The organism is Caldisphaera lagunensis DSM 15908, from assembly GCF_000317795.1.
GTDB lineage: Archaea > Thermoproteota > Thermoprotei_A > Sulfolobales > Acidilobaceae > Caldisphaera > Caldisphaera lagunensis.
In genome coordinates, this window is sequence record NC_019791.1 from 1,222,156 (window position 1) to 1,246,826 (window position 24,671).

23 protein-coding genes are annotated in these 24,671 nt (G+C 30.9%); 9 read left to right on the forward strand and 14 right to left on the reverse strand.

The genetic code is table 11. The annotated features are described in order from the left end of the window. Window positions 1-4: 4 nt before the first annotated feature. From CALAG_RS05985 to CALAG_RS06010, 6 genes are all read right to left on the reverse strand, one after another. Window positions 5-2,830, reverse strand: a complete 2,826-nt coding sequence (locus CALAG_RS05985) for a DEAD/DEAH box helicase (RefSeq protein ID WP_015232839.1) — start codon at window positions 2,828-2,830, stop codon at window positions 5-7. A 74-nt stretch (window positions 2,831-2,904) separates the two neighbouring features. Beyond that, the gene (gene thsA / locus CALAG_RS05990) at window positions 2,905-4,572 is read right to left on the reverse strand and encodes a thermosome subunit alpha (protein WP_015232840.1); all 1,668 of its coding nucleotides are present in this window, start codon (window positions 4,570-4,572) and stop codon (window positions 2,905-2,907) included. A 328-nt stretch (window positions 4,573-4,900) separates the two neighbouring features. Next, window positions 4,901-5,959: a single-stranded-DNA-specific exonuclease RecJ family protein gene (locus tag CALAG_RS05995; RefSeq protein WP_015232841.1), complete on the reverse strand. Its 1,059-nt coding sequence runs from the start codon at window positions 5,957-5,959 to the stop codon at window positions 4,901-4,903. A 24-nt stretch (window positions 5,960-5,983) separates the two neighbouring features. Next, window positions 5,984-7,072 carry an MFS transporter gene (locus CALAG_RS06000; RefSeq protein ID WP_015232842.1) on the reverse strand — a complete coding sequence of 363 codons (1,089 nt, stop codon included), beginning with the start codon at window positions 7,070-7,072 and terminating at the stop codon, window positions 5,984-5,986. Window positions 7,073-7,076: 4 nt separating this feature from the next. After that, window positions 7,077-7,430, reverse strand: coding sequence for a hypothetical protein (locus CALAG_RS06005; protein ID WP_015232843.1), 354 nt, complete (start codon window positions 7,428-7,430; stop codon window positions 7,077-7,079). Between the two features lie 41 nt (window positions 7,431-7,471). Next, entirely contained in the window at window positions 7,472-7,810 is a 339-nt protein-coding gene (locus tag CALAG_RS06010; protein WP_015232844.1) for a winged helix-turn-helix transcriptional regulator, read from the reverse strand. A 103-nt stretch (window positions 7,811-7,913) separates the two neighbouring features. Between CALAG_RS06010 and CALAG_RS06015 the strand changes: the two genes are divergently transcribed. Beyond that, window positions 7,914-8,345 carry a DoxX family protein gene (locus tag CALAG_RS06015; protein ID WP_015232845.1) on the forward strand — a complete coding sequence of 144 codons (432 nt, stop codon included), beginning with the start codon at window positions 7,914-7,916 and terminating at the stop codon, window positions 8,343-8,345. A gap of 3 nt (window positions 8,346-8,348) precedes the next feature. On the opposite strand, the gene CALAG_RS06020 is transcribed toward CALAG_RS06015, so the two are convergent. From CALAG_RS06020 to CALAG_RS06035, 4 genes are read right to left on the reverse strand one after another with little or no spacing between them, the layout of a single operon-like run. Further along, the gene (locus tag CALAG_RS06020) at window positions 8,349-9,542 is read right to left on the reverse strand and encodes a M24 family metallopeptidase (protein WP_216475961.1); all 1,194 of its coding nucleotides are present in this window, start codon (window positions 9,540-9,542) and stop codon (window positions 8,349-8,351) included. Between the two features lie 27 nt (window positions 9,543-9,569). Further along, complete coding sequence (locus CALAG_RS06025; protein ID WP_015232847.1) at window positions 9,570-10,154, reverse strand: class I SAM-dependent methyltransferase; 585 nt, start codon at window positions 10,152-10,154, stop codon at window positions 9,570-9,572. A gap of 57 nt (window positions 10,155-10,211) precedes the next feature. Further along, window positions 10,212-10,904, reverse strand: coding sequence for a hypothetical protein (locus CALAG_RS06030; protein ID WP_015232848.1), 693 nt, complete (start codon window positions 10,902-10,904; stop codon window positions 10,212-10,214). A 13-nt stretch (window positions 10,905-10,917) separates the two neighbouring features. Next, window positions 10,918-12,360, reverse strand: coding sequence for a tetratricopeptide repeat protein (locus CALAG_RS06035; RefSeq protein WP_015232849.1), 1,443 nt, complete (start codon window positions 12,358-12,360; stop codon window positions 10,918-10,920). 155 nt (window positions 12,361-12,515) lie between these two features. On the opposite strand from CALAG_RS06035, the gene CALAG_RS06040 reads away from it, so the two are divergent. Next, window positions 12,516-12,959 carry a hypothetical protein gene (locus tag CALAG_RS06040; protein WP_015232850.1) on the forward strand — a complete coding sequence of 148 codons (444 nt, stop codon included), beginning with the start codon at window positions 12,516-12,518 and terminating at the stop codon, window positions 12,957-12,959. Here CALAG_RS06040 and CALAG_RS06045 read toward each other — a convergent pair. Continuing rightward, on the reverse strand, window positions 12,941-13,399 hold the full coding sequence (locus CALAG_RS06045) for a RecB-family nuclease (protein ID WP_015232851.1): 459 nt from the start codon (window positions 13,397-13,399) through the stop codon (window positions 12,941-12,943). The genes CALAG_RS06040 and CALAG_RS06045 overlap by 19 nt on opposite strands. A gap of 113 nt (window positions 13,400-13,512) precedes the next feature. Between CALAG_RS06045 and CALAG_RS06050 the strand changes: the two genes are divergently transcribed. Together CALAG_RS06050 and CALAG_RS06055 are read left to right on the forward strand one after the other, a co-directional pair. Continuing rightward, a complete protein-coding gene (locus CALAG_RS06050; RefSeq protein WP_015232852.1) occupies window positions 13,513-14,076 on the forward strand; it encodes a hypothetical protein in 564 nt (187 codons plus the stop codon). Window positions 14,077-14,496: 420 nt separating this feature from the next. Then, window positions 14,497-15,885: an aminoacyl--tRNA ligase-related protein gene (locus CALAG_RS06055; RefSeq protein ID WP_015232853.1), complete on the forward strand. Its 1,389-nt coding sequence runs from the start codon at window positions 14,497-14,499 to the stop codon at window positions 15,883-15,885. A 371-nt stretch (window positions 15,886-16,256) separates the two neighbouring features. Here CALAG_RS06055 and CALAG_RS06060 read toward each other — a convergent pair whose 3' ends face one another. Next, window positions 16,257-16,505: a hypothetical protein gene (locus CALAG_RS06060; RefSeq protein WP_015232854.1), complete on the reverse strand. Its 249-nt coding sequence runs from the start codon at window positions 16,503-16,505 to the stop codon at window positions 16,257-16,259. A 111-nt stretch (window positions 16,506-16,616) separates the two neighbouring features. Next, complete coding sequence (locus CALAG_RS08085; RefSeq protein ID WP_015232855.1) at window positions 16,617-16,745, reverse strand: archaellin/type IV pilin N-terminal domain-containing protein; 129 nt, start codon at window positions 16,743-16,745, stop codon at window positions 16,617-16,619. A 136-nt stretch (window positions 16,746-16,881) separates the two neighbouring features. Between CALAG_RS08085 and CALAG_RS06065 the strand changes: the two genes are divergently transcribed. The 5 genes from CALAG_RS06065 (at window position 16,882) to CALAG_RS06085 (ending at window position 23,192) form a co-directional block, all read left to right on the forward strand. Then, complete coding sequence (locus tag CALAG_RS06065; protein WP_015232856.1) at window positions 16,882-19,317, forward strand: valine--tRNA ligase; 2,436 nt, start codon at window positions 16,882-16,884, stop codon at window positions 19,315-19,317. Beyond that, a complete protein-coding gene (gene lpdA / locus CALAG_RS06070; RefSeq protein ID WP_015232857.1) occupies window positions 19,318-20,628 on the forward strand; it encodes a dihydrolipoyl dehydrogenase in 1,311 nt (436 codons plus the stop codon). Window positions 20,629-20,712: 84 nt separating this feature from the next. Next, the gene (locus tag CALAG_RS06075; protein WP_015232858.1) at window positions 20,713-21,639 is read left to right on the forward strand and encodes a malate dehydrogenase; all 927 of its coding nucleotides are present in this window, start codon (window positions 20,713-20,715) and stop codon (window positions 21,637-21,639) included. Between the two features lie 70 nt (window positions 21,640-21,709). Next, entirely contained in the window at window positions 21,710-22,135 is a 426-nt protein-coding gene (locus CALAG_RS06080; RefSeq protein ID WP_015232859.1) for a Fur family transcriptional regulator, read from the forward strand. A 46-nt stretch (window positions 22,136-22,181) separates the two neighbouring features. Next, a complete protein-coding gene (locus CALAG_RS06085; RefSeq protein ID WP_015232860.1) occupies window positions 22,182-23,192 on the forward strand; it encodes an acyl-CoA thioesterase in 1,011 nt (336 codons plus the stop codon). Here CALAG_RS06085 and tgtA read toward each other — a convergent pair. Then, on the reverse strand, window positions 23,189-24,664 hold the full coding sequence (tgtA, locus tag CALAG_RS06090) for a tRNA guanosine(15) transglycosylase TgtA (protein ID WP_157463213.1): 1,476 nt from the start codon (window positions 24,662-24,664) through the stop codon (window positions 23,189-23,191). The two genes, CALAG_RS06085 and tgtA, sit on opposite strands and share 4 nt — an antisense overlap. Window positions 24,665-24,671 lie beyond the last annotated feature (7 nt).

Consider the following 24,671-nt stretch of genomic DNA (forward strand, 5'->3'; position numbering starts at 1 on the left):
GTTGCTAATCCCAATATTTTTTATATGAAATGTAATCTTCCTTAGCCTTGAGTAGTGCTTTATAAAATTCCTTTTCCCCTCCCCTTATGTATGCATCAATAACCCTTCTAGTAGCTTTTGGACCAACACCTTGGGTCATAAGAGCTTCAATAACATATCTTCCTAAGCCTTGAGATGCATAATTAATATATAAGGCTGCCCTATCTTTAATCTCATTAATGATTTTCTTCTGCTCTTGGGTTAACCTTTTTAATTCTCCTTTTTTCCATTGCTTAAATAAACTTATAGCATTATTTCCCCAATCGCTATTGGGCATTGGAGCTACCATCATTGCTTTACACTTAGGACATCTAACTGTATTATTCAAATCCTTAACTTTACTTACCCAACTCTCTCCGCATGCAACGCAAACAAAAGCAGCTTCCTTATTTAATGCATTTTTTCTAAGCCCCTCTATTATATAATCAATAGCTAAGGATTTCAAATTAGTCCCTAAATCCTTCCTAAGGTAAGGATTTGATAACACTTCCTTAGCCAAGGGGGTTGGCTCAGGAAGCTTAATTATGTTTACCTTACTAAACTCTTCTTTAAATTTTAATAAAGATTCAAGATCAAACATATCATAAATTATTTCCCTTATAGTTTCTTCATCAACAACGGTGTTTTTATATGCATCAATCAATTTCTTTCCAAATTCTAAAGGTATTTTAACATCTGTATCAACAACGCCCAATCTTTTTGCAATTTGTAAAAACCTCGAGATGTAAGCTCTTGAGCTTTTTACTGCATCTTGAGATAATGCCATAATTTCTGGAGGGTCCATGTTCTTTAATTCCATCAATGCTTCCCTAATCAATTCTGCCGAAACCTTTAATTGAGAAGTAAAGATTATTGCATAAGGTATGTAATCTATTTGAACTTTTATATATTTTTCTAACAATTTTGACAATATCAAAGCGAGAAGGAAGTTACCTTTACTTCCTAAGCACACATATAAAATAGAACCTCCATTTACTTCTTCTATAACCAAATTTTGAGGACTAATATCAACGCCCCATGCTTTTTTAGTATTATTTAGAACTTCTTTAACCTTCAAAATTGCTTCATCTGGTATTTTCCTCTTTTTTAACAATTCTTCTAAACCTTTGCTGTCAACCATACCTAGGCTGATTAATGAGCAAACTTCTCTTGCAACATTATAAGATACTGGTATTAACTCCCCTTCCCAAACTGGTATTGCCCCTTCATCTATAGCAATAGGTTTTGCTTCAATTTTTTCTTCTTCATAGTCAATTGAAATAACTTCCCATACCTTGCCAGCTAAGGTAAACCTAAAGTTTTCTTTTCCTTCCTCCAAAACGGCTGTTTCAACAAATCTTTCGCTAACTTCTCCTATTTTTGAGTTAGATGAAATATCATAAACGTTGAAGTTTACTTCATCTGGTATCATTGAGACAGTATATAAGTACTTCCTAGTCCTCCTGGATTGGGTTATTGTTTTTGTTTCTTCATTGAATTTTATTATTTTAATGCTATCTAAATGATCCAACACCCTTTTCATATCTTCATATGTTATTGTTGAAAATGGATATGCCCTATTAACAATGCTTAACAATTGATCTATATCATTAGATGTACCTTCAACTATCATTGCAACCAATTGGTGAGCTAATGCATCCATTGATCTTTTTGGCAAAATTAAATCTTCAATTTCTCCCCTTTCAGTTCTTAATGCTATAACTCCTGATTCCATAATTTCAAACAAATTATTCATTGTTATTATAATTCCTTTGCTAACATCCCCTATTCTATGCCCAGATCTACCAGCTCTTTGCAACATTGTTATTATTTGCCTAGGGGACATAAATTGAATAACAGTATCTATTTTACCTATATCAATACCCAATTCCATTGAAGATGTTGCAACCAACGTTTTAATTTTTCCCTCTCTGAACATCATCTCTGCTTTTTCTCTAACATCTTTAGATAAGCTTCCATGATGAACTCCTATTTCATTTTCCATATATTTTGATAAATCCTTTGAAAGCTTTTCTGCAACTGATCTTGTATTAGTAAATATTAATATTGAACCTTTGTTTTCTTTTATTATATTAGTTATTCCTTTAATCATATTATCCCATTTTTCATCTTTACCATTTGTTATCATTACAGATATATCATATTTTTTCATTGAATAGTCCTCAACAATTTCCACTTTTCTATTATAAGCCAATAGGCCCATTGCCTCTTTTTTTGATTTTTCAGACAATGTTGCTGATAAACCTATCCTTTGTATTCTATTTCTTGAAAATTCATCCAACCTTTCCAAAATTAATGAAAGCTCAACTCCTCTTTTATTATCGAGCAATTCATGTATTTCATCTATTATAACATAAGAAACATTATTCCATAAGTTTTTTCTCACCGTTAAAAGCAAATTTAAGCTTTCAGGAGTTGTTACCATAACATCTGGAGGGTTTTCCAAAAACTTCTTCCTTTGAGATTGACTTGTATCGCCATGTCTTAAAAGTAGGGATAATCCAACGCCCGTAACTATTTTATCAATCCTATAAGATATATCTCTATTTAATGCCCTTAATGGCGTTACGTATATAGCCTTTATCCCCTTTTCATGATTTTTATCCAAAATTAATGAAACAACGGGCAAAAAAGCAGCCTCGGTCTTTCCTGAGCCTGTAGGTGATATGATTAATGTATGATTTCCTCTTAATATTACTGGTATAGCCTTTTCTTGTATAGGCAAGAGTTTTTTATAGCCTAAGCTATTTATTACATCTTTAAGCATTGGATTGAGTAATTCCATTGCCATTATTTATTTGCACTCCTAAGAAAAATTGGTAATACGAGAAATAATTAAGCTTTAATATAAGAAAATAAATTAGTTTACATTGGAGGCATGCCTGAAGGCATTCCTTGCTGTTGTCCTTCAGATCCTCCTTTACCTTCAGATTTTGGTGCGGAAGCAGCAATTAGATCATCTATCTTTAATAATGATATTGCTGCCTCAGAAGCACCTTTTATTACCTGTTTCTTAACAAGTATTGGCTCATATATATCATGTTTTGTTACATCATCTACTATCTTACCATCTATTGCATTAATTCCTGCAAACTTCATGTTCTTTCCATGATAAGATCTTAGTTCCATTAATGCATCTAGTGGATCCATACCGCTGCTTTCAGCCAAAACTGTTGGAATTACTTCTAATGCATCTGCAAATGCTTCAATAGCTAATTGTTCTTTTCCTCCAATTGTTCTTGCATAATTCCTAATTGCCATAGCTATTTCTGTTTCTGTTGCTCCTCCTCCACCAACTATCTTTGGTTCTCTTAGCAGATTTCTTAATGAATGTAAGGCATCATTTATGTTTCTTTCAGCTTCGTCTAATAGCATATCATTTGCTCCCCTTATTAATATTGTTACGCTCTTTGGATTCTTTGCTCCTTCTATAAATATCATCTTATCATTTCCTACTTTTCTTTCCTCAACTAATCCTGCATAGCCTAAGCTTTCTGGTTTGAGGTCTTTAATGCTTGTTACAATCTTTGCTCCAGTTGCCTTTGCAATCTTTTCTATATCACTTCTCTTTACTCTTCTAGCTGCTAGTATACCTTTCTTAGCTAAGAAGTGTTGAGCAACATCATCAATTCCTTTTTGTGTAATAACAACATTTGCTCCTGTTGCAGCTATTTGATCAACCATTTCTCTTAATATCTTTGTTTCTTCTTCTAAGAAGTTATCTAATTGGTCTACATCTGTTACTCTTATCTTTGTTGATATATCAGGCTTTTGTATTTCTAAAGCAGCATCTAAAACAGCTATTTTTGCATCTTTAACTAATTTTGGCATCCCAGGGTGAACAACTTCCTTATCAATAACAATTCCTTTAATTAATGATGTGTCCATTAAGCTTTCTCCTTTCTTCTTCTCAATTTTTACATTATCTAAATCAACATAATAGGAACCGTCTTCTCTTTTTTCAGCAACTGCTTTTATAGCATCTACAACTATGTTTATTATTTTTTCCTTTTCTGGACCTTGGCCAGTATATTTGCTTGATATTGTTGTATCTACTATTTTTCTAAGTGTCGAATCGTCATTTATATCTACTATTTTACCAATACTATCTAATGCCTCTAGTGCTTTATTCATTGCCTTTGAGTAACCATCAATTATAATAGATGGATGTATATTATCATCTAAAAGCTTCTCAGCTTTTTCTAATAAGCTACCTGCTAATACTACAACGCTTGTTGTACCATCACCAACTTCGCTATCTTGAGCTTTTGCTATCTCTACCAATAGCTTAGCTGCTGGGTGTTGTATTTCCATTTCTTTAACAATTGTTGCACCATCATTTGTTATAGTAATGTCTCCAAAAGAATCTATTAACATCTTATCAAGGCCACGAGGCCCTAAACTTGTTTTTAATAACTCAGATAATACCTTTGCAGCAAGTATGTTATTCTTTAATGCTTCCCTACCATAAGACCTTTGAGTTCCTTCTTTAAGTATTAATACAGGTATATTACTTCCCGCACCACTTGCCATATTTATCACCTATTCACTAACTAATTTTAGCTCCAGTAAAATATTCGTGAGATCGCTTCTATATAAACTTTTCTATTTTAATTTAATAAAAGTTAAAGAACAAAGCCCCTTCTATTAAGATAACATCTATATAAAAATCAAGGAATATGATAAGCAATAAATATTCTGGCAAATGTTTATGCATTTAAGAAATCTTAAGAAGATCAAACATTCATGGCTTTCTTATTAATCCCTAAAATGGCCTCTAATGGAACCTCTATGCTAATTAAAGAGGATCTAGGTTGCTCTAAGAAGATTGAAAAATATTTGTTGGAATGATATATGATTCTTAAGTTTCCCCTTCTTGGAAAGATTGCAAAGAGGCCTTTCTTAATGCTTCCTCTAAGTTCCTAACAGTTATTTCAGGTTTTATTTTAGCTACTGCAATATTCCCATGGCCTCCCACATCTTCTGTTATACCCATTGCAAAGAGATTTTTCATTATTTTCAATGCCTCACCTTTGCTGCTCCTTATTATTAAAAGTCTAACATTATCTTCCTTCTTTTCTGTTAATAAAGCAGTTGTTACTTTTAATATCTTAAATATTGCAGATGTTAATGCAGATGCTCCGCTTTTATTCCATTTATCTCTTGCATCAATAAATTTTATATATCCTAAGTTTTTTGCTGACATTGCTAATTCCATTGCCTTTTCCTTAATTTCTTTATCGCTTTCTTTAGATACCTCAAATCCTAATTCTATAACATCTTTGAAATCCTCCTCTCCTTTTAATAATGAAGGTTCAAAAGGTAATGGATTTGAGGCCCATTCAACATATTTTGCCCATATACTTTTATCTTTGTTTTGATTTAAAGCTTTAGAAATAGATGCTGCTAATTTTACTATACCTTCGGGGACTTGTTGTTTATTCCTTAAATACCCTCCCCCCTCTAATGTTCCTATTGCGTCTATTAAATTAAGAAGTCTTGGGGTTAATTTTATATTAAGTCCATCTAAAAACCTTCTAACTAATATTGCTGTAGGGCTTTTACCTAAAATTGCTAATGCATTATACTTGCTTTCTATATTGCTCATGTTTTCAAGAGTAACTGGGTGATGATCAAAATAATATATCTTTGGTTTACAACCCCTTGCATACAAATCATCTAATGCCTTGCTTACCTCTTGAGAAAATGGTATATCTAATATTATTAAAATATCCCAGCATTTATTTTTTAATGAATGCTCAATTTCCCTTGGACCTGATGGAATTAATTCAACCTTTTTCTTACCTTTAACTGGAAAGATGCCCAATTTTTCTTGGGAATATACTATTTCTGCGGCAGCAATTACTCCATCAGCATCCCAATCAGCTATTATTGCTATTGTTTCTTTGCTTTCTTCCATTACTTCCACAACCTTTTATATTTTTTATAATTTTTTAATTAATACTACCGGTATAATAGTTACAGCAAGCAATATATATAAAGATAACTTCAAATTAATTGCCATTGTAAATGAAAAAAGTGGTGAGACCCATACACCTATTACCATATTAATAAGATTTATTATTGATAAAGATAAGGATTCATTTATTGAATTAAGTTCATCTACAGCTAATGCATAATAAATGCTTGTTGCAACATTAATAAAAATTCCATTTAATAAAGCCGCTATTGCCATAAAATAAATTCCTATAATTCCATATAAAGGATAAGTCAAAGCAGTTAAGATAGACATAAAAATTATTGCTCTAAATTTATTTCTTTTCTCAAATAAATAAGTTATAGATCCTCCTATAATATTACCCAAAAAGTATAAGGAAACAAGAGGGCTAACCTTATAGGGACTTATTTTATACAATTCCGACGCAAATGAAGGAATTAATGTGCCAACAGCATAGCTGCTCCCCCAAATACCAGATGTTGCTATTCCTAAGATTACTAGTTTCTTATCAAAAACTAATTTGCTTTGGGTTATTAACTTAACATCTTTAACTAAAAATAGGTTCTCTGAAAAAGCTATTAAACCTAATAAACCTCCAATAAATGTAGCAATCCTCCAACCAAGTATTGCATCTAATATTCCCCAAGATAATCCTATCAAACCTCCTATGCTAAATGCAGCATTATATAAACCCATGAGAGTTGCTGACCTCTCTTTGTTTGATGAAACCAAAACTGCTGCAGCTGGAGAAAAATAAAGACCTGCACCAAGGCCTGCCAAGATCCTTAAGGAAAATGCTTCTAAAAATGTATTTGTAAATGAAACTACTATATCAGATAATGACAATATAAAAAGTCCTATTAAAAACGTCTTTTTAGGACCTATTTTAGATGATAAATATGCAGCTGGTATTTGAGTTGTAGCTGCGCCTATGATAAAAGCAAAAGGTAAAAAACCGATTAGACCTTGGCTAATCTTATCTGATTCTGCTATAGCTAGAGTTGCTGGAGCTAATATATACCATTGAGCTGCATAAATAATCCTTGAAAAATAAATTGATAGCTCTTGTCTCATAAGTTCACCTTTTAATTTTCTTCGTTATTATATAATATATTACTTCTATGAAAACTATTATCTGGACAAAGTCTATGTCAATGGAACTATGACCCCTACCTCTTTCTATTATAACAAATGGCAATACCAAAGGATGGGAAAAAAGGGTTATTATTGCCCCAACATCTCCTCCTACCATAACTCCTAGGAAAATAAACCTAGATTTTGGATATATTAAGCCGAAAACTATGTATAAAATAAATCCTATTGTTACAGTTAACCCATCTATCATAGGTATACCTGTTATACCTAGTATCAAGCCTGTCATTATTCCTAATGAAACTAATATTATCATCATTATTCTAAGTTCTTTTTCCAATTTTAGCTCCAAAAAATGTCTAATGGATTAAAAATAAAAATTTATGCTATTTCTTTATTCCCTATAATTACTTCTGAGTTTTTCAAATACCACGAAACAAGCTGATCTAATATATTATATAATTCCTCTCCCTTTTTAGTTAGTTTATATAAAACCCTTGGAGGTTTATTAGGTATAACTTCCCTCTTTATTATACCCATACTTTCTAGTTCTGTTAGCCTTTCAACAAGGCTCGATGGGCTTATATTTCCTATATTATTTTTAAGCTCATTAAAACCACTTCCATTTGATTTACCTAAATTATAAACAACAGCCAAAGTCCATTTCTTTGCTAGTTTCTCCCATAAATTTTGAGTTAACTCACATTTATCCTGGCTCATTTTTTAGTCACTTCACTACAAAAAAGCTACTACCTACAGTAATAGTTGCTAGTATATATTTAGTATTTTAATTATAAATATCTAAAAACAATTAGGTGATAAAATGATCACATATCTGTTTGAGGCTTCCATTGGCATATTATTAGTTAGATTAATTATGGGTATAAATATGATTGGTCATGGTTCAGTTAAATTCAAAGATCTTAAAGGTACAGCTAAATATATGAAAGGTGCAGGAGTTCCTGAAGGATTAACATATGCGACAGCCCTTTTAGAATTAGTTGGAGGAATCGCTTTAGTTCTTGGGTTCTTAACAAGGCTAGCTTCTCTTTTGTTCTTTTTGCAGTTCTTAATAATAATATTATATGTTAAAATAACAAGAATGAAATCACCATATCTAATGATAACGAATCCAGCTGCAGCTGAAATCGATACAATTTATATGATAATATCTCTGGCATTGCTAATATCAGGTCCAGGCATTTATTCAGTAGATTACTTATTGAAAAATTATCTATTAAATGGGTTATTATAAAAATTAAATTATAAGATCCTCATCAGGGAAATTAGTTAAAAGCTCATTACCATTTTTTGTTATTAAAACCGTATCGCTATGCCTAAACCCTCCATAATCATTGTATATACCAGGCTCTATACTAACAACCATTCCTGGTTTTAGAATAACATCATAACCAACATCTAAAAAAGGAGGTTCATGACCTTCGAGGCCTAATCCATGACCTGTATGATGTCTTATAAATTCTTCAACCTTTAATTTCTTTGCTTTTTCCATAACAGCTTTATCTACATCTGATGCTTTTATATTAGGTCTTAATGTATCAAAAGCTTCTTTTCTTAGCTCTAGCATCTTATTGAAATAATTTAATACTTTCTCGCTTGGCTTCCCATATATAAGAGTTCTTTCTAGCTCTGAATAATAGCCTCCTATTTCTGGACCAGAACCTATACCTAAAACATCCCCTTTCCTTATAGCCCTTTCGCTTACCAATGCATGGGGATATGAAGAAAATTCTCCTACTTGCCCCCTAAAACCTACAATTAAACCTATTGATTCCCTTAATGGTAAATAAGGTGAGAAGTTTTTGTTCATTTCATGCAATACTTGTTTACTGGCATCAATAGCTATTTCCCAGTCCCACTTATTTTCTTGAATTAAATCCATAGCTACTCTTATAGCTCTAGATGCCCACTTTCCGCTTTCCCTTATTAATTCTATCTCTTCTTCACTTTTTATTAGCCTCATTTCATTTATTAAATCTTCAACCTTCCCAACATTAATTCCCTCCTTTTTTAATAATTCAGATAGATTTGGGCCTTTATACCCCCATATAGGATTTGCTCCCAAAGGATTATCTAATGCAATACTTTTTATTTTAAGCTCTTTTATTAAATCAACAACCTTATTCAAAGGATGAACTTCACCTGGATAATCAAAGTAATAATAAAAGTTTGATATTATACCGCCTCCCATTGAATTTCTATATTCAATGTGATTTTTCTCAACAGATGGAGAAAAAGCTATTGGTGAACCATTTACTGGTATTATTAAAGCAAATGGTCTTTCTGTAGATATTATTGAGACATTGGTTAAATAAAAAATATTGGTTGGGTTAGTTAAATAAACTGCATCATAATTTTCCTTTATTTTATCAAGCAAGAAACTAATCCTCTTTAATAATTCCCCTCTACTTATCTTGAGAATTTTTACCACCTAATAATTCATTAAAAACAAAAATATTTATATTATTGGTTTAGCCTCAACCAAATAATGATATTTTCCTATTTCTCCTAGATATTTAACTGAAAAGCCATTATTTGATAACATTTTAGACAGCTCTTCATAAGAGATTCTCATCATAAATGGTGGTCCAGGTGGTCCATGCGTCTTTTTGAATTCTAAAATAATCCATTTACCATTATCTTTTAAAATTCTTTTTATTTCATTAAAAACATTCATTTCATTCCCTTCATAAATTATATCATGAAATACGTTTGCCATAAATGCTATATCTATATACTTATCATTGAGTGGGATCTTTTTTGATATATCTCCATAAATAATTTCTATGTTGTTTAAGTTTTCTTTTTCAGCATTTTCTTTTAATATCATCAAGGATTCTTTGGAAAGATCTATTGCAAATACTTTCCCTTTATCCCCAACTATTTTAGCGATAGGTATTGTAAATCTTCCAATTCCTGATCCTAAATCTGCTATATAAGATCCTTCATTTATTTGAATTTTTCCTAAAACATCTTTTATCATTTCATCATTATTAAAATAATGCATTCCTGAATGATGCCTCCAAAAATTCTCTGCAAACATTTTTTCACCAGTAAATAATTTATGTATAGGGAATATAAAGTTTTGTATTAAAAAAGGTTATTTTCTTCTTAAAAGAATTACTGCTAATATAATTATAACTATTAAAACAACAGCTGCAATTCCATATAAAGTTGATGAAACCTTTGTAGGTTTTGGTGAAGTTTGAGATGGTGTTGATGTTGAAGATGAAGTAGATGTTGGTGTTGATGTAAAGGATGTAAATGTTGTTGAAGTTGTTGTTGAAGTTGTTAAAGTAGATGTTACGTTTTGCAAAGAATATTCAATTTCTATATTTCCAGGATTTACATTTATTATGTTTGAATTAATATCATTTATTGACGCATTGGTATAAATTATAACAGAATTTTTGGGTAAAACAATGTTTGTTTCAACAGGCAAATTTAAATTCAATATAAACACTTCCCCTTTTTGTATTGCGCCACTTAATGATACAAAGGATATATTTACCAAACTGTTATTTTCAACCAATACACTTATATTATTATTAGAAATGCTAACAGGTAATGCAGAATTATTATTTAAGCTAATAGCCTCATAACCAGTTATGTTTCCAGGTATGGTTATTGTTAAAACTGTTGGAGCGTTTTGTACATTTATTATATAATAACCCATTATGTTTCCATATTGATCTATGTTAATTTGGCTTAATTGAGATGCATGGCTAATAATTGGTGATAAAAAAATTAAAGAAAACAAAAATATTGCTAGATAGTATTTTTTATTATTCATTTCTTACACCATTTTAACTTGTTATATTTTGCATAAATTCATTTAAAACAATTATTTGAGATGCATTAACTATATATATTGAATAGTATTTCCCTGATATTATACCATTTATCTTAACAAGTGAATTTGGATAAATTGTACCGTTTATTTGGGTTGAATTTGTTGTATTAACTATCATTAATTGCCACATGTGCTCCTCTACTGGCATAAACCCTCTATAATTACCGAGGGATATTATATGACCAACTATTAAGTAACTGTTTGATGATATATTCCATATTACAAATCCTATTATTTCTACTTTTTTACCTATTATTATGCTACTGTTTATTACGTTATAGACCATCAGGTCTAGATGATATATCCTATTTGAGATTCCTAGTAATCCATTACCCATCATATCATTTGTTAAATAGCTTTGAGCCATCATATCATTTTGTATTGATTCATTTATAAGATTTAAGGCTATTGTATCATTACCAACATACCATTCCTTAATTGAATACCAAGTTTCATTTATTGATTCTTTCATTAGGCTTACTGCTTTACTTATGTTTGTGTTGCTTGTTGCAAGTGATATTGCGTTTAAAGTATCATTTATTCTATTTAGTTGGAATAATAATGGCCATAGTTCTTTACTCCTCCCAGTAAAGTTAAAAACAAATGAAATGTTTTTATTTGCCATAATGTTTTCTAAGTTATTTAATGCAATGAGCAAATGAGCATATGTTTCAACACTTATGTTTGTATTATTTTCCAAACTTCTCTCAACTAAGGTTAATATGGGTGTTTCATTTAAATTATAGTTAAACTCTGAGGTTGCATTTCCTAACTCTGTCATAAATATGTTATTTAATTGATTTACATCATGATGAACCTTCTTTATTATACTATGAGAAACCCTTTGTTTTGCTATATTTGATATACTTATTGAGACCTGCATTAATTCTTTCTTTATTAATGCAAGCATCTGAGCAGCTTTTGGTACATTACCTTGATTTAAGTAATTTAATGAATCATTTACTTGATTTATTATCATTTCTTTAAAGGTATTGTTAAATATCTTGCTTGAATTAACATATTTTTCTATTAATATCAATTGCATCTTTATTCCTATTGCATTAGGAATAGGCGTTGTTGGCTTTGATTCCATTTCTTTGGCTAGAACTTTCATAGCTAAATGCAAATAAATTTGAGCTCCTGTATAGTTCCCTTGTTTATAATATGATAATGCTTGTTGATAATAGCTTTCCGCTAGAGAAGTGTTTATACCTTTGCTTTTAGCAAAATTTATTGCTTTTTCTGTTATATTAATTAAAATTGATGTTGAATTTACATTACTTTGATTTTGATTGCTTTGAGAACTGCTTTGAGCATTAGCAAATGGCAAAATGACTCCAGCTAAAACAAGTAAGGCCAATACAAACGATGTTACCTTAATCCAATATTTCCTCACGACTACCACCTTTTTCTTCTATGTATTAATGTATTTCTCAACCTTATTAGGGAACCCCTGGGAATTGTAGGGAAACTCTAGGGAATCAGTTATATTTGCTTCTCTATTATTATAAATTTTTAAATTGAAGTTTCCAATATAAGAATGGTGAAAAATTGAGCAAAAAGAGATCAGTATCTGAAATTGTTGCTGTTGTTATGTTAATTATTGTAGCAATTTCTGCCTCTACTTTGCTTTATATTTGGCTAAATAGTGTTATAGGAACAATGCATTATAATAATCCAGCTTTATATGAAAAGATAAGTATAAGTGCTGGAAATATTACGAAGACAAGTAATGGTAATTATACTGCATATGCATATGTTCAAAATTCTGGCTCACCAGTAACGATAAGTAGTGTTGTAGTTTTATATTATAACAACTCCTTAATATACTTCAACAATACACCATCCGGAGATCTAAATATAAAACCAAATAGTGTAGGTCTTGTTTATGCATCTAATAATACAAAAGTAAAAGTTCCATCAGGATCTCCTGTTATAATTGAGGTTATAACAGCAAATGGAGTTAAGGCAACTTATCAAACAACATGGCCTTGAGAAAACGAATATAAAATTAAGGCTGCCTCTGCAACACTACCAATCCTTGATTTAATACCTTTTATATAATATGGTTCCCCTAAAGTTAATTCATTTGGAGAAAATGAAGAATCTGAGCCATTAAATACTATAAGAGTCTCATTGTTAACCGGGGGGTTAACAATGTCTATTTCTTCTTTAGCATTATCTTTATCTATTAAAATTACTTTTTTTGGATTATAAAGCTCTAAAGCATCTTTTAGATCAGGCAAAACTACTACTCCCTTTCCTTCCTTTAATGCAATCTTAAAAACTTCAGCAATACCATTTTGCGCAGCGCTTCCATAAGCTTTACTTATAATTATCATCTTATATCCAAAACCAAAGCTAAGTTTTGCCATATCTATTAATTTTTGCACACTGCTTACATTATGGATAACCGGAATTATCTTTGCATCCATTTTATCTCCCATTTATTAACATTGAAAAGAATTAAAAAAGTTCTAATGTTTTATTATCCATATTTAATATAAAAATTTAAATTTTGTTGCTATTAAAAAATCTGGGATTAAAAATGAATAAATTATTTAAAATTATTAATAATTCTATTAATAATAAAAAAACAAATAAATCAAATCAAGGTAAAAACAGTAAGGGTTTTATGATAATTATTTCAATCCTAATAATTATTATTCTTGCTGGTGATATATATGGAATTGTTTACTTTGTTTTTATTAAACCATACCACATTAAATATTTGGTTTATCCAAATAATGTTATATACCTTTATCCAAATGGTTACAGTTATGTTAGTGTTGGCCCCAGTTCATACAATGATATACGCATCCCCTTTATTACATTTTACGAGCACATATATGGTTCTTATAATACAAGTGGAAGCATTTATGTTGCAATAATGAGTTTTTCTCAATTTAATTCTTGGGCTTCTCATGGAGAAAACATCTCATATTTATTGCATTCCCTATGGTTCTCTAATAGCAACAAATCAACAATTAATTTCAATGCTAATCCTAATGTTGATTACGTTATAGTCTTTTATAATCCTAGCAAGAACTCTTCCGCATCAGTTAACATAAATTCTGATGGAATATATGTAAAATATTTAGGCCTTCCATAGCATTTAATATAAAAAGGCATCCATTATTCTAAAGAAGAGGTCTAGTATATATAATCTCATAAATAAAAAGAAGAAGTGAACTACCCCGCCCTCATGAATGGGGTATCACATCTCGTTGTGAAGATTTCCTTTTATAAAGAAACCTCGATCCCCCTACACCCAAAGTATTCTATTGAACGAAACTGTTTCGTTATGCCTTATGGTAAAGGGGTAAGAAAATTTGCCCTCCATAGTATAAATCTCTAATCCCAAGAGTATTGGCCTAGCACTTTCAGCCGAGGCTTTATATTCATTGTTTTTCTTGAATAAAAATTCTATAAAGGGGTATCCCTCGCGGAAAGGGATTTTCGCCCCTTAACCCCATAAGGTTAAAATAGAACATTTAAATTTTAAAGAAATAAACGTAAATGTGGTGGAATTATGAGCGAAAAAATTGAAAAGAACCACATGGATTATGCCCATGATTTAGATATAGCAATAAAACCTGAAACCAATGTACCGAAATTAGATAGAGAATATGGTTATTATATTGGTTTGGGAATTCCCTTATTTAGCATAGGAGGGGGTTATCTAAGAGCTTCACTTTATCAAATCTTAACTAATTTCCATGCAAGAAGGGGTTATTATATAGCAGAAACCCCTGTTATTAGTAGCGCAGCGTTATTTGATGTTTCAGGCCATTTAGGTTATTATAAGCAAAACATGTATGTTTTTCATCTAGAAGATAGAGATTATGCTGTTAAACCAATGAATTGCCCATTCCATTTAATGATTTTCTTAAATGAACTTGGAAAATATAGGAATAAGATACAATTACCTTTTAAGATATTTGAATTGGGAAGGGTTCATAGGCTAGAGAATAGCGGAAGTGTTTATGGCCTTTTAAGAGCAAGGGCATTTACTCAAGATGATGCACACATAATAACTTTTGAAAAGGATGCAGTAAAAGTTATTACTGATGTTTTTGAGGAAATGATAACTATATATTCCAATTTATTTAGAATAAAGGTTTCTCCTGAAACCATTAAAATAAGATTAAGCGTTTCTGATAGAAGTAAAATAGGGACTGAATTTATGGGAACTTTAGAAGAATGGGAAAGAGCCGAAGAATTTTTAGAAAAAGCTGCTAAGAAAATTGATGAAGAATATGGAATTTCATTTATAAAAGGCATTGGGGAAGCTGCTTTTTATGGACCAAAAATAGATGTTATTGTAAAGATGGAAGACAACAAGGAATGGCAACTTGGAACGATACAATTTGACTTTAATTTAGCTAGAAGGTTTAAGATATATGATATGGTTAAGGAAGTTTTTGGGGATATAAACGTTTATGTTATACATAGAGCATTGCTTGGATCCATTGAGAGATTTTTGGGTGTTTATTTAGAAAACTATAAAGGTAGGTTACCATTTTCAATTTCCCCCTTGCAATTTGCAGTATTAGCTATTAAGGCAGGAGATGAAAGCGATAGCAAGGTTGAGGATGTTGCTAAAGGTTTACATAAAGAGTTAATAAAGAATGGATTTAGATCAGGTTATAAAGAAACCAGTAGGACTAGCTTATCAGGAGATGTTAGGTTAATAGAAACAACGGCAAAGCCTCCCATAATAATATATGTTGGTAAAAAAGAAGTTGAAAGCAATATGATAACTGTTTCAATATTTTATCAAAAAAGAGTTGAAAAAAAGGTTGAATTAAATAAAATCAATGAAAAAATTGAAGAAATTGTTAACGATTTGGAAAAAGATGTTATAAGCATTGCTGGAGAAATACCTAAAATACCTGGAGATCTAAGCTATTTAATATAAATCTATAAAATCCAATGAGCACCTCACTCTAATAGAGTACATATCTGACCTCCCGCTCTGAATGGTGGGGTTTGCCTTTTTTCTATCATAATAATTATTGCTTCTCAATAAATCTCATTCCTTTTTACCAAGAGAATTCCATTGAGCAGAAGTGTTTTGATGATCAATATGGAAAGGCTATGAAGATAACCCTAATAGGCTTAAGATATCAGTTCTAAGATTTATGATAGCTCTTTCAACCAATGCTTATTTTTATCATTTTTCTTAAGAATCTTTATATGAGGACTATCTTAGCTCTAAGCTCTCTTACCTTGCTTAAAAAGAATTGGCTTTATTTCTATAAAAAATAAAAATGTTTTTAAATTATAAGATTAGGGCCATGTTGTTTGATAAGTTGCCTGAACTCCATTTGTTGTTACTACTTCAACAGTAATTGGTGTACCAGGAGTGATAGGGATCTTACTAGTATTAGTATATGAAACAGCTCCAATGCTATTAGGTCCTATTGTAACAGGACCCGGGGCCGGAGTGTTCGGAGTTCCACCAAATAATGTCACTCCACTAGCATTAATTACATATATAGCATCTATTGTAACAGGACTACTACCAGAGTTTAACACATAAGCTGTAACATTATAACTACTACCTGTTTTAATTTGAACAGCATTTATACTAATTTTTTCATATAAAGCAGGATTTGATGAATGTACTGATCCAACTAAACCTGAGAGTCATAGATAAATTAAAACAGCAGCAGCTATTGCTATTAATATAAGCATTACAACTGCAACTATATCTGATATTGTTTTGCTATTCTTTTTTCCTTTACCATTACCAACTCCCTTAATTGTATAATGCATTATTCACACCTCTAATTTTACTACTTACAATATTTAATTTTTAATATTTTTAAATTTTTCTACTCAGTATTAATAACCTAAATAGATTAAAAAACGTTTTAAATTTAATGTTTTCTTAATAAATAAGGTAATTAAAATGGAAGCGTTAAAGCCCAAAACCAATGAAACAAAATGGGATCCATCTTTAGAATTGAAAATAATTGAAGAATGGGAAAAAGAAAAAGAGGAGGAGGAAAAAGAAAAAGAGGAGGAAAATTTAGATAACAAACTCCTCGTTATAGATACCCCCCCACCATATGCAAGTGGGAAGTGGCATGTAGGAGGTGCAGCTCATTATTCTCAAATTGATATGATATCAAGGTATTATAAATTAAAGGGTTTTAAAGTTATCACACCATTTTATGCTGATAGAAATGGATTACCTGTTGAAGTTCAAGTAGAGAAGGCATATAACATAAAGGCAAATGAGTTTGCGTCAACCCCAGAAGGGAGGGAAAAATTTCTAAATTTATGTAAAAATTTTTTAGATAATGCCGAAAAAGAAATAGTTAATGTATGGAAGAGGCTTGGTTGCAGCTTTGATTATTGGAAAGAAGGGACTGATAGTGAAAAATATAGAAAAATGACGCAGAAAACTTTTACAGAACTTTATAAAAAAGGGTTAATATATGAGGATGAAAGACCTGTTAGATGGTGTCCCAGATGTGGGACAACTTTAGCTGAGGCGGAAATAGAATATGATGAAGAAGAAGGTTACTTATATTACATAAACTTTAAAATAAAGGGAGAAGAAAGATATGTAACTGTTGCAACAACGAGGCCAGAATTATTAGCTTCTTGTGCTGCATTGATTTACAATCCTAAAGATGAAAGATATAAAGATCTCAAAGGAAAGAAAGCAATATCTCCTTTGTATGAAAATGAATTAGAAATATTTGAGCATCCAAGTGTTGATATGAGCTTTGGAACAGGGCTAATGATGGTATGCTCTTATGGAGATGAAAATGATGTAAGGCTTTTTAAGGAATTGAATTTAAAACCAAAGGTTTTAATAGGACCAATAGGAACGATGCTACCAAATTCAGGTATTTTATCTGGATTAACAGTAAATAAGGCAAGAGAAAAAATTGCAGAAGAGCTTGATAAGAAAAAATTATTAGTAAAAAAAGAAAAAATTAGGCATAGTATACCGGTTTGTTGGAGATGTAAAACACCTTTGCAAATAATAAATAGAAGGGAATTTTTCTTAAAGCAATTGTCATTTAAAGATGAGCTGAAAGAAATCATAAATAAAATAGATATAAGGCCTGAAATGCATAAGAAGAAGCTATTAGATTGGATAGATAGCATATCTATGGATTGGCCAATATCAAGGGATAGATTTTATGGGACAGAAATACCTGTTTGGAGGTGTACAAATTGCAATTCAATACTTATTCCGCCAGAAGAAAACAAATATTATAGGCCATGGAAAGATGAAATACCTTTTGATAAATGCCCAGTTTGCAATGCCCCAAAAGAAAAAATTGTTGGAGAAAAGAGGGTTTTTGATACATGGTTTGATTCAAGTATTTCAGTTTTATATGTAACAAAATGGAATGAAAACAAGGAGTTTTTTGAAAAGGCTATACAAAACACTTTAAGACCTCAAGGGGAAGATATAATAAGGTCTTGGCTATACTATTCTTTATTAAGAGTTTATCAATTAACCAAAAGGCCTGCCTTTAAATACATAAGAATAACAGGTATGGGCCTTGATCCTAAAGGTAGGCCAATGCACAAATCATTGGGAAATGTAATTGATCCTGATCCCATAATAAGCAAATATGGTGCTGATTCATTTAGATTTTGGGCTGCTATTTCTGCAAAATTAGGCTATGATTATAGATTTGATGAAAATAAAATAATAACTGGAAGGAACTTTGCAACAAAGATATGGAATTTAACAAGATTTATATCTTCATTTCCATATTTAGAAGGGGAATATAGAGATACTGAAAAGGCTTTCTTAGCATTAACTCAAGACTATATAGAAAAAATCGATAAAGGCTATCAAACCCTTGACATGTTTGAGCCTATAAGCTTATTATATGAATTAATATGGGATATATTTGCATCTAATTATGTTGAATTGGTTAAAAACAGGGCATATAATAAAGAAAATGAATTTAGTAAAGAAGAACAAATTTCTTCTTGGAGGGGATTGCATGAGATGTTTAAGTCATCTTTAATAATGCTTTCCCCTATAATGCCTTTCATAACATATTATTCTTATAAGATACTTTATAATAAAAACATAAATGAAGAAAACATACCTAAGCCTTGGTTTAATGAAGAAGAAAAACAAAAACTTATGAAAGATGCTTTGGAAATAATAGAAATAAATAAGGAAATATGGGCTTATAAGAAATCTCATAATATTAGCTTAAATAAACCTATAGAAGGTAAAATCATCATAGATGAGAGCTTATCTAAATATGTTAAAGACTTGAGATCATTGCATAAAACGGAATTTATAACAAGCAAAGAAGCTAAAGGAGAAAAAATAGGTAAAATTTATTTGGTGAAGTAAATGGAGCTTTACGATTTAATTGTAATTGGGGGAGGTCCAGCTGGTTATCCAGCAGCAATTAGAGCATCCCAATTAGGCCTAAGAGTTGCATTAATAGAAAAAAACAAGCTTGGAGGGGAATGTACAAATTATGGATGTATACCCACTAAAGCATTAATAAAAAGCTCCTATGAAAATAAAGATTTTAAAGATGCAATTGAAGAAGCAATAAGCGCATCAGATAAGGTAAGAGAAGGTATTTCATTTCTATTAAAAAACAATAAAGTAGATGTTTTTTATAATGAAGCAAAAATAGAAGAAAATAATGAAATGTTTATAGAAGAAAATAATAATATAAAATCAAAAAAATTAATTATAGCAACTGGAACTGAGCCCATTGATTTACCTAATTTGAAAGTTGATGGGAAATTAATCCATAATAATAGAACAATATTGAATTTAAAGGAAAAACCTTCAAGCCTATTAATAATAGGAGCCGGTTATGTTGGGGTTGAATTTGCAAATGCATTTTCAAAGCTTGACTCTAAAGTTACCTTAATTGAAGCAATGCCCAGAATATTACCAAACTTAGATCCAGATATATCGAGACTTGCTGAAAGATCATTAAGAAATAAGGGAATTAAAATATATAAAAATACAACTATAAAAGAAGTAAAAGAAATAAGGGAAAATTATATAAAAATAAACATAAATAATGAAGATATGGAATTCGATTCTGTATTAATATCAATAGGAAGGAAACCTGTTTTACCTAATATAAAGGTAGAAAGAGATGAAAAATCATTTATAAAAACTGATAAATACTTGAGAACATCAAATCCAAATGTTTTTGCAGCGGGAGATATAACTGGTAATCCAATGCTTGCCCATAAGGCCTTTGTACAAGGAGTTGTTGCTGCAGAAGGTATTTTAAACATGCTAAAAGAAATAGATTATAATATAATTCCAAGCGTTGTGTTTTCAAACCCAGAAATCTTTTCTGTTGGATATACATTAAATCAAGCAAATTCTTTAGGATTAAATGCAAGAGAAACAAAGCTCCCATTAGGAGGTCTTGCCAGGTCTGTTATAGAAAAAGAGGAAATAGGTTTAATAAAAATTGTTTATGATTCTTCTAATAGAATAATAGGGGTTCATGCTATAGCAGATCATGCATCTGAGATAGCGTTATCAGCAACTCTTGCAGTAAAGCTAAAAGCAAGCCTAGAGGATTTATCTTTTAGCATGCCTCCTCACCCAACAATGTCTGAAGCATTAAAAGAGGTTGCAGAATTAGCCTTAAATAGACCAATTCATTATACTAAAATTTAACCATATAGCAAAAATTCAATACGTCCTATTATTATAAACCTAATTACAGGTTTTTATAACTATATATATGAGAGGTTGAGAGACTTGATTACAGTAGTTGGTGGTGCTGGTAAGGTAGGAGCAACCACTGGTGCTTTCCTTTTAATGAGAGATGTTGATGATGTAGTTTTAATTGATATATTAAAGGATAAGCCCCAAGGAGAAGCCTTAGATCTAGGTCATATGGCTTCAGCTATTGGGTCTAGCAGAAAGGTTATTGGTTCAAATGATTATAAAGATATGGCAGGTTCGGATATTGTAATTATAACAGCCGGTTTTCCAAGAAAAGCGGGGCAGACTAGGGAAGAACTTTTAGCAATAAATGCTAAAGTTATGGCAGAGGTTTCTGATGCCATTAAGGAATATGCTCCAAAGGCTAAGGTATTGGTATTAACAAATCCATCAGATGCAATGACCTATGTTGTATATAAGAGATTAAAGGCACCAAGAAGCCAAGTTATAGGTTTTAGTGGTTTGCTAGATGCTCCTAGACTTTCTTATTATGCATCCCAAAAATTAGGCATAAGCCCAGCATCAATTTTACCAATAGTATTAGGAATGCATGGAGAAAACATGTTCCCTGTTCCTAGGTTATCAATGGTTGGAGGAGTTCCATTAAGTGAATTGATGACAAAAGATCAAATCGATGATATAGTTAAGAAAACAGTTAGCGCTGGTGCAGAAGTAATCAAACTAAGAGGTTATAGCAGTAACTGGGCACCAGCAGCAGGTTTAACATTAATGGCAGAGGCAATTAAAAACGATCAGAAGAGAGCTATAATTGCAAGCGTTATATTACAAGGAGAATATGGAGTTAATGATGTTGTTGCAGAAGTACCAGTAATTCTAGGTAAAAATGGGGTAGAAAAAGTATTAGAGGTACCATTAAACGATGAAGAACGCCAAGGATTTATGAAGAGCATAGATGCAGTTAGAGCCCTTTTAAATTCATTACCTCCTGAATATAAATGATTTATTAATCAGAAATTTTTTATAAGAAAAAGTTAAAACCTTTCTTTTTATAAGATTTACGGAGATAAAAATGGCAGAGACAAATTTTGACGAAGAAATGAAAAATGTATTAGAAAAATTAAGCGAAAAAGAGCTAAGGATGACACCTCAAAGGATACTTATATCAAAGACAATATTAAGCATGGTTAAGAATCATTCTTCTTTAAAAGAAATATATGATGAGACACAAAAAGTTTTACCAAGGGTTGGTATGTCAACTGTTTATAATACAATAAAAATGCTTGAGGCATTAAAAATAATTGATACGTTTGATGTTGATGGTAAGATGAGAATTGATCAAACTTTCCCTCATATAAATATCTATTGCAGAAATGAAGATAAAATAATAGATCTTGATGAAAATGCTATGGAAGAAATTACCAAAATATTAGCAAAATATGGAGTTAATATGAATATAAAAAAGATTCTAATAGATGGAAAATGTATTGATTCTTAAAAAGCCTATTTAATTTTAAAACATAATATTTCTCTAGGGAAAAATTGTGGCATGCAAGAGAAAATTAACTCCATTTGAAACGAAGTTAACAACCTTATTTCAAGTAATGCCAATGCATGCAAATCCTTTAGGCATGTTATTTGGAGGAGTTATGGAGGATTGGATGATACAAGTATCTAATATGGAAGCAACTAGAATAGCTAAAAGACCTACATTATTAGCAGGTATGGATAGCATATTTTTTATTTCCCCAGTGTTAGTTGGTGAAAATGCAAACATAACTGCTTGGGTTGATTATGTTGGAAACACTAGCATTGATATTGGATTATTGGTAGAGGCAGAGAATCCAATACTTAATGAAAAAAGGTTAACAACATTAGCTCACATGACTTACGTTGCTGTAGGAAAAGATCTTAGACCTGTTCCTTTAGATGTATGTATTGAGCCTAAAACAAAGGAAGAGGAAGAAATATATCAAGAGGCTTTAAAGAGGAGGAAAAGTAGAGAAAATAGGATAAAGGATAGAAGGACAAAGGCATTAGATTCATTGCCCCCTAAAGGTTTAGATGATAGATTTACCATAACAAATTATAAAGTAGTTATGCCTGAAGATGCTATGGCATTAAATACATTATTTGCTGGAAAATTGATGAGGCTTTTAGATGAATCTACTGCTCTAGTTGGAACTAGATATGCAAGAGGGCCTGTTGTTACTGCATCGGTAGATACAACAGATTTCTATTCTCCAGTTATGGTAGGAGAAACTCTTATAATATATAGCACATTAACAAACATAGGAAAAAGCAGCATGGAAGTTATAGCAAAAGTTGTTAAAAGGGATGAAATAACTGGTGAAGAAAAACATACTACAACAAGCTACTTCACATTAGTTCATGTTGGTCCAACAGGGAGAAGCGAGCCTTTACCAGAATTCAAGGTTACTGAAGAATGGCAAAAACAAATTATTGAAGAATCTGAAAAAAGAAGAGCTGAAAGACTTGAAATGCTTTCTTCATTTAAAGCAAATGCTGAAAAGTTTAGGCAAATAGTTATTTAAACCCAAGAAACAGTTAAACCTAACCTTTCCGCTTCTTTACCTACAGCATAACTATATGAAATGTTTTTATTTGCTATAACATCAATTTTCTTGCTTTTATTTTTTATTATAAATACCCTTATCATGTTTACTAACTCATTTTCAACTTCTTTTGGTATAGGGTTTGAAAAATGGAATTGAGCTGTTGGATATAATCCACAAATCTCATAAGGTATTAACAACAAATATGGGACATAATAAATAACGTGAAATTCTTCATTATCTTCCTTTTTGCAATTATATGGTTTTAATAAAATTGTTTTATTATCTTTTATTTCATACTTTGTTAAGATCCATGTTTTGTAATTAATTATTCTTGGATTCCAAGAATTTTCTATTCCATAAAACTTTAACCCCCTTGAATAACTTTTATATCTTGGATTAAATCTATCCATATATTTCAAATATTTGGTTATAGATCTTAATGTGCTTTGCATTTCTGGCCTATATCTTGAGATCTCTACTAATAATTCCCAAAGCCTTCCTTCTCTTATAGCTTGCTTTGTCCTATCCATCGATTTCTTTATTGCATATAAATTATGTATAGCTAATAGCCTCCTTCTTTCTTTTACATCCATTTGAATTAAATCTTTTGGAGTATATCTCGAGCATACTGGACAATTACATGGAAAATATTCAAGATCTTCAATTTTTTCCGTTCCATAATCTGTTATATATCTATCATCTTTTGCATAAAGCTCATAAGATGCGGAATCAAAAGAATCAATACCTAAAGCAATTGCATATGGAAAAATTAAAGGATGACCTCCACCAAACAAATGAACAGGTTTTTCAGGAGGCAGGTATTTTTTAGCCATTGCTATCATGTCTATTATTACATTGTATTGATATTTTTCCAAAAAAACGGTTGGACTTCCTATAGCAAACATTTCAAAAGGTAGTTTAGAAGATTCTTTAGCGCTTCTTTCTACTAAATCTAAATATTTACCCCCTTGAATAGGCAGAACCCATATTGTTTTATCATCTTTTAAATTTATTGCTTCATGTGCATTTTTTAAAGTTTCTTCAACACTTTTTTCAGCTTTATCATAATCCGTATCTCCTGTTGGTTTATCTAAAATAACTGCAATATCGCTTCCAATGGCTTTTTCAAAATTCATAACAGTTTCTTGATTAACATCTATATTACCATATTTTAAAACTTGGTATGCCCCACTATCTGTCATTATTACCTTATCAAAACCCAAAACCTTATGTATCCCTTCATCAATTACCTTTTCTCCAAATCTCTTGTATGATAAATAAGCATTTGTTATGATTTGGTTAAAACCTATTTCTTCTATTTCCTTAACACTAACATCTTGCTTTAATGGATCTACAACAGGAAAAAAAGCTGGTGTTTCTATTTTATAGCTCTTCGTTTTTAATATGCCTATTCTGGCTGCTAAATCAAAATCCTTTATGTTAAACATTAATAAA

Bases quoted from the DNA above. Each gene is read 5' to 3' on its own strand.
- CALAG_RS05985 (WP_015232839.1), bottom strand. From the start codon at position 2,830: ATGGCAATGGAATTACTCAATCCAATGCTTAAAGATGTAATAAATAGC.
- thsA (WP_015232840.1), bottom strand. From the start codon at position 4,572: ATGGCAAGTGGTGCGGGAAGTAATATACCTGTATTAATACTTAAAGAA.
- CALAG_RS05995 (WP_015232841.1), bottom strand. From the start codon at position 5,959: ATGGAAGAAAGCAAAGAAACAATAGCAATAATAGCTGATTGGGATGCT.
- CALAG_RS06000 (WP_015232842.1), bottom strand. From the start codon at position 7,072: ATGAGACAAGAGCTATCAATTTATTTTTCAAGGATTATTTATGCAGCT.
- CALAG_RS06010 (WP_015232844.1), bottom strand. From the start codon at position 7,810: ATGAGCCAGGATAAATGTGAGTTAACTCAAAATTTATGGGAGAAACTA.
- CALAG_RS06015 (WP_015232845.1), top strand. From the start codon at position 7,914: ATGATCACATATCTGTTTGAGGCTTCCATTGGCATATTATTAGTTAGA.
- CALAG_RS06025 (WP_015232847.1), bottom strand. From the start codon at position 10,154: ATGTTTGCAGAGAATTTTTGGAGGCATCATTCAGGAATGCATTATTTT.
- CALAG_RS06030 (WP_015232848.1), bottom strand. From the start codon at position 10,904: ATGAATAATAAAAAATACTATCTAGCAATATTTTTGTTTTCTTTAATT.
- CALAG_RS06045 (WP_015232851.1), bottom strand. From the start codon at position 13,399: ATGGATGCAAAGATAATTCCGGTTATCCATAATGTAAGCAGTGTGCAA.
- CALAG_RS06050 (WP_015232852.1), top strand. From the start codon at position 13,513: ATGAATAAATTATTTAAAATTATTAATAATTCTATTAATAATAAAAAA.
- CALAG_RS06055 (WP_015232853.1), top strand. From the start codon at position 14,497: ATGAGCGAAAAAATTGAAAAGAACCACATGGATTATGCCCATGATTTA.
- CALAG_RS08085 (WP_015232855.1), bottom strand. From the start codon at position 16,745: ATGCATTATACAATTAAGGGAGTTGGTAATGGTAAAGGAAAAAAGAAT.
- CALAG_RS06065 (WP_015232856.1), top strand. From the start codon at position 16,882: ATGGAAGCGTTAAAGCCCAAAACCAATGAAACAAAATGGGATCCATCT.
- lpdA (WP_015232857.1), top strand. From the start codon at position 19,318: ATGGAGCTTTACGATTTAATTGTAATTGGGGGAGGTCCAGCTGGTTAT.
- CALAG_RS06080 (WP_015232859.1), top strand. From the start codon at position 21,710: ATGGCAGAGACAAATTTTGACGAAGAAATGAAAAATGTATTAGAAAAA.
- tgtA (WP_157463213.1), bottom strand. From the start codon at position 24,664: ATGTTTAACATAAAGGATTTTGATTTAGCAGCCAGAATAGGCATATTA.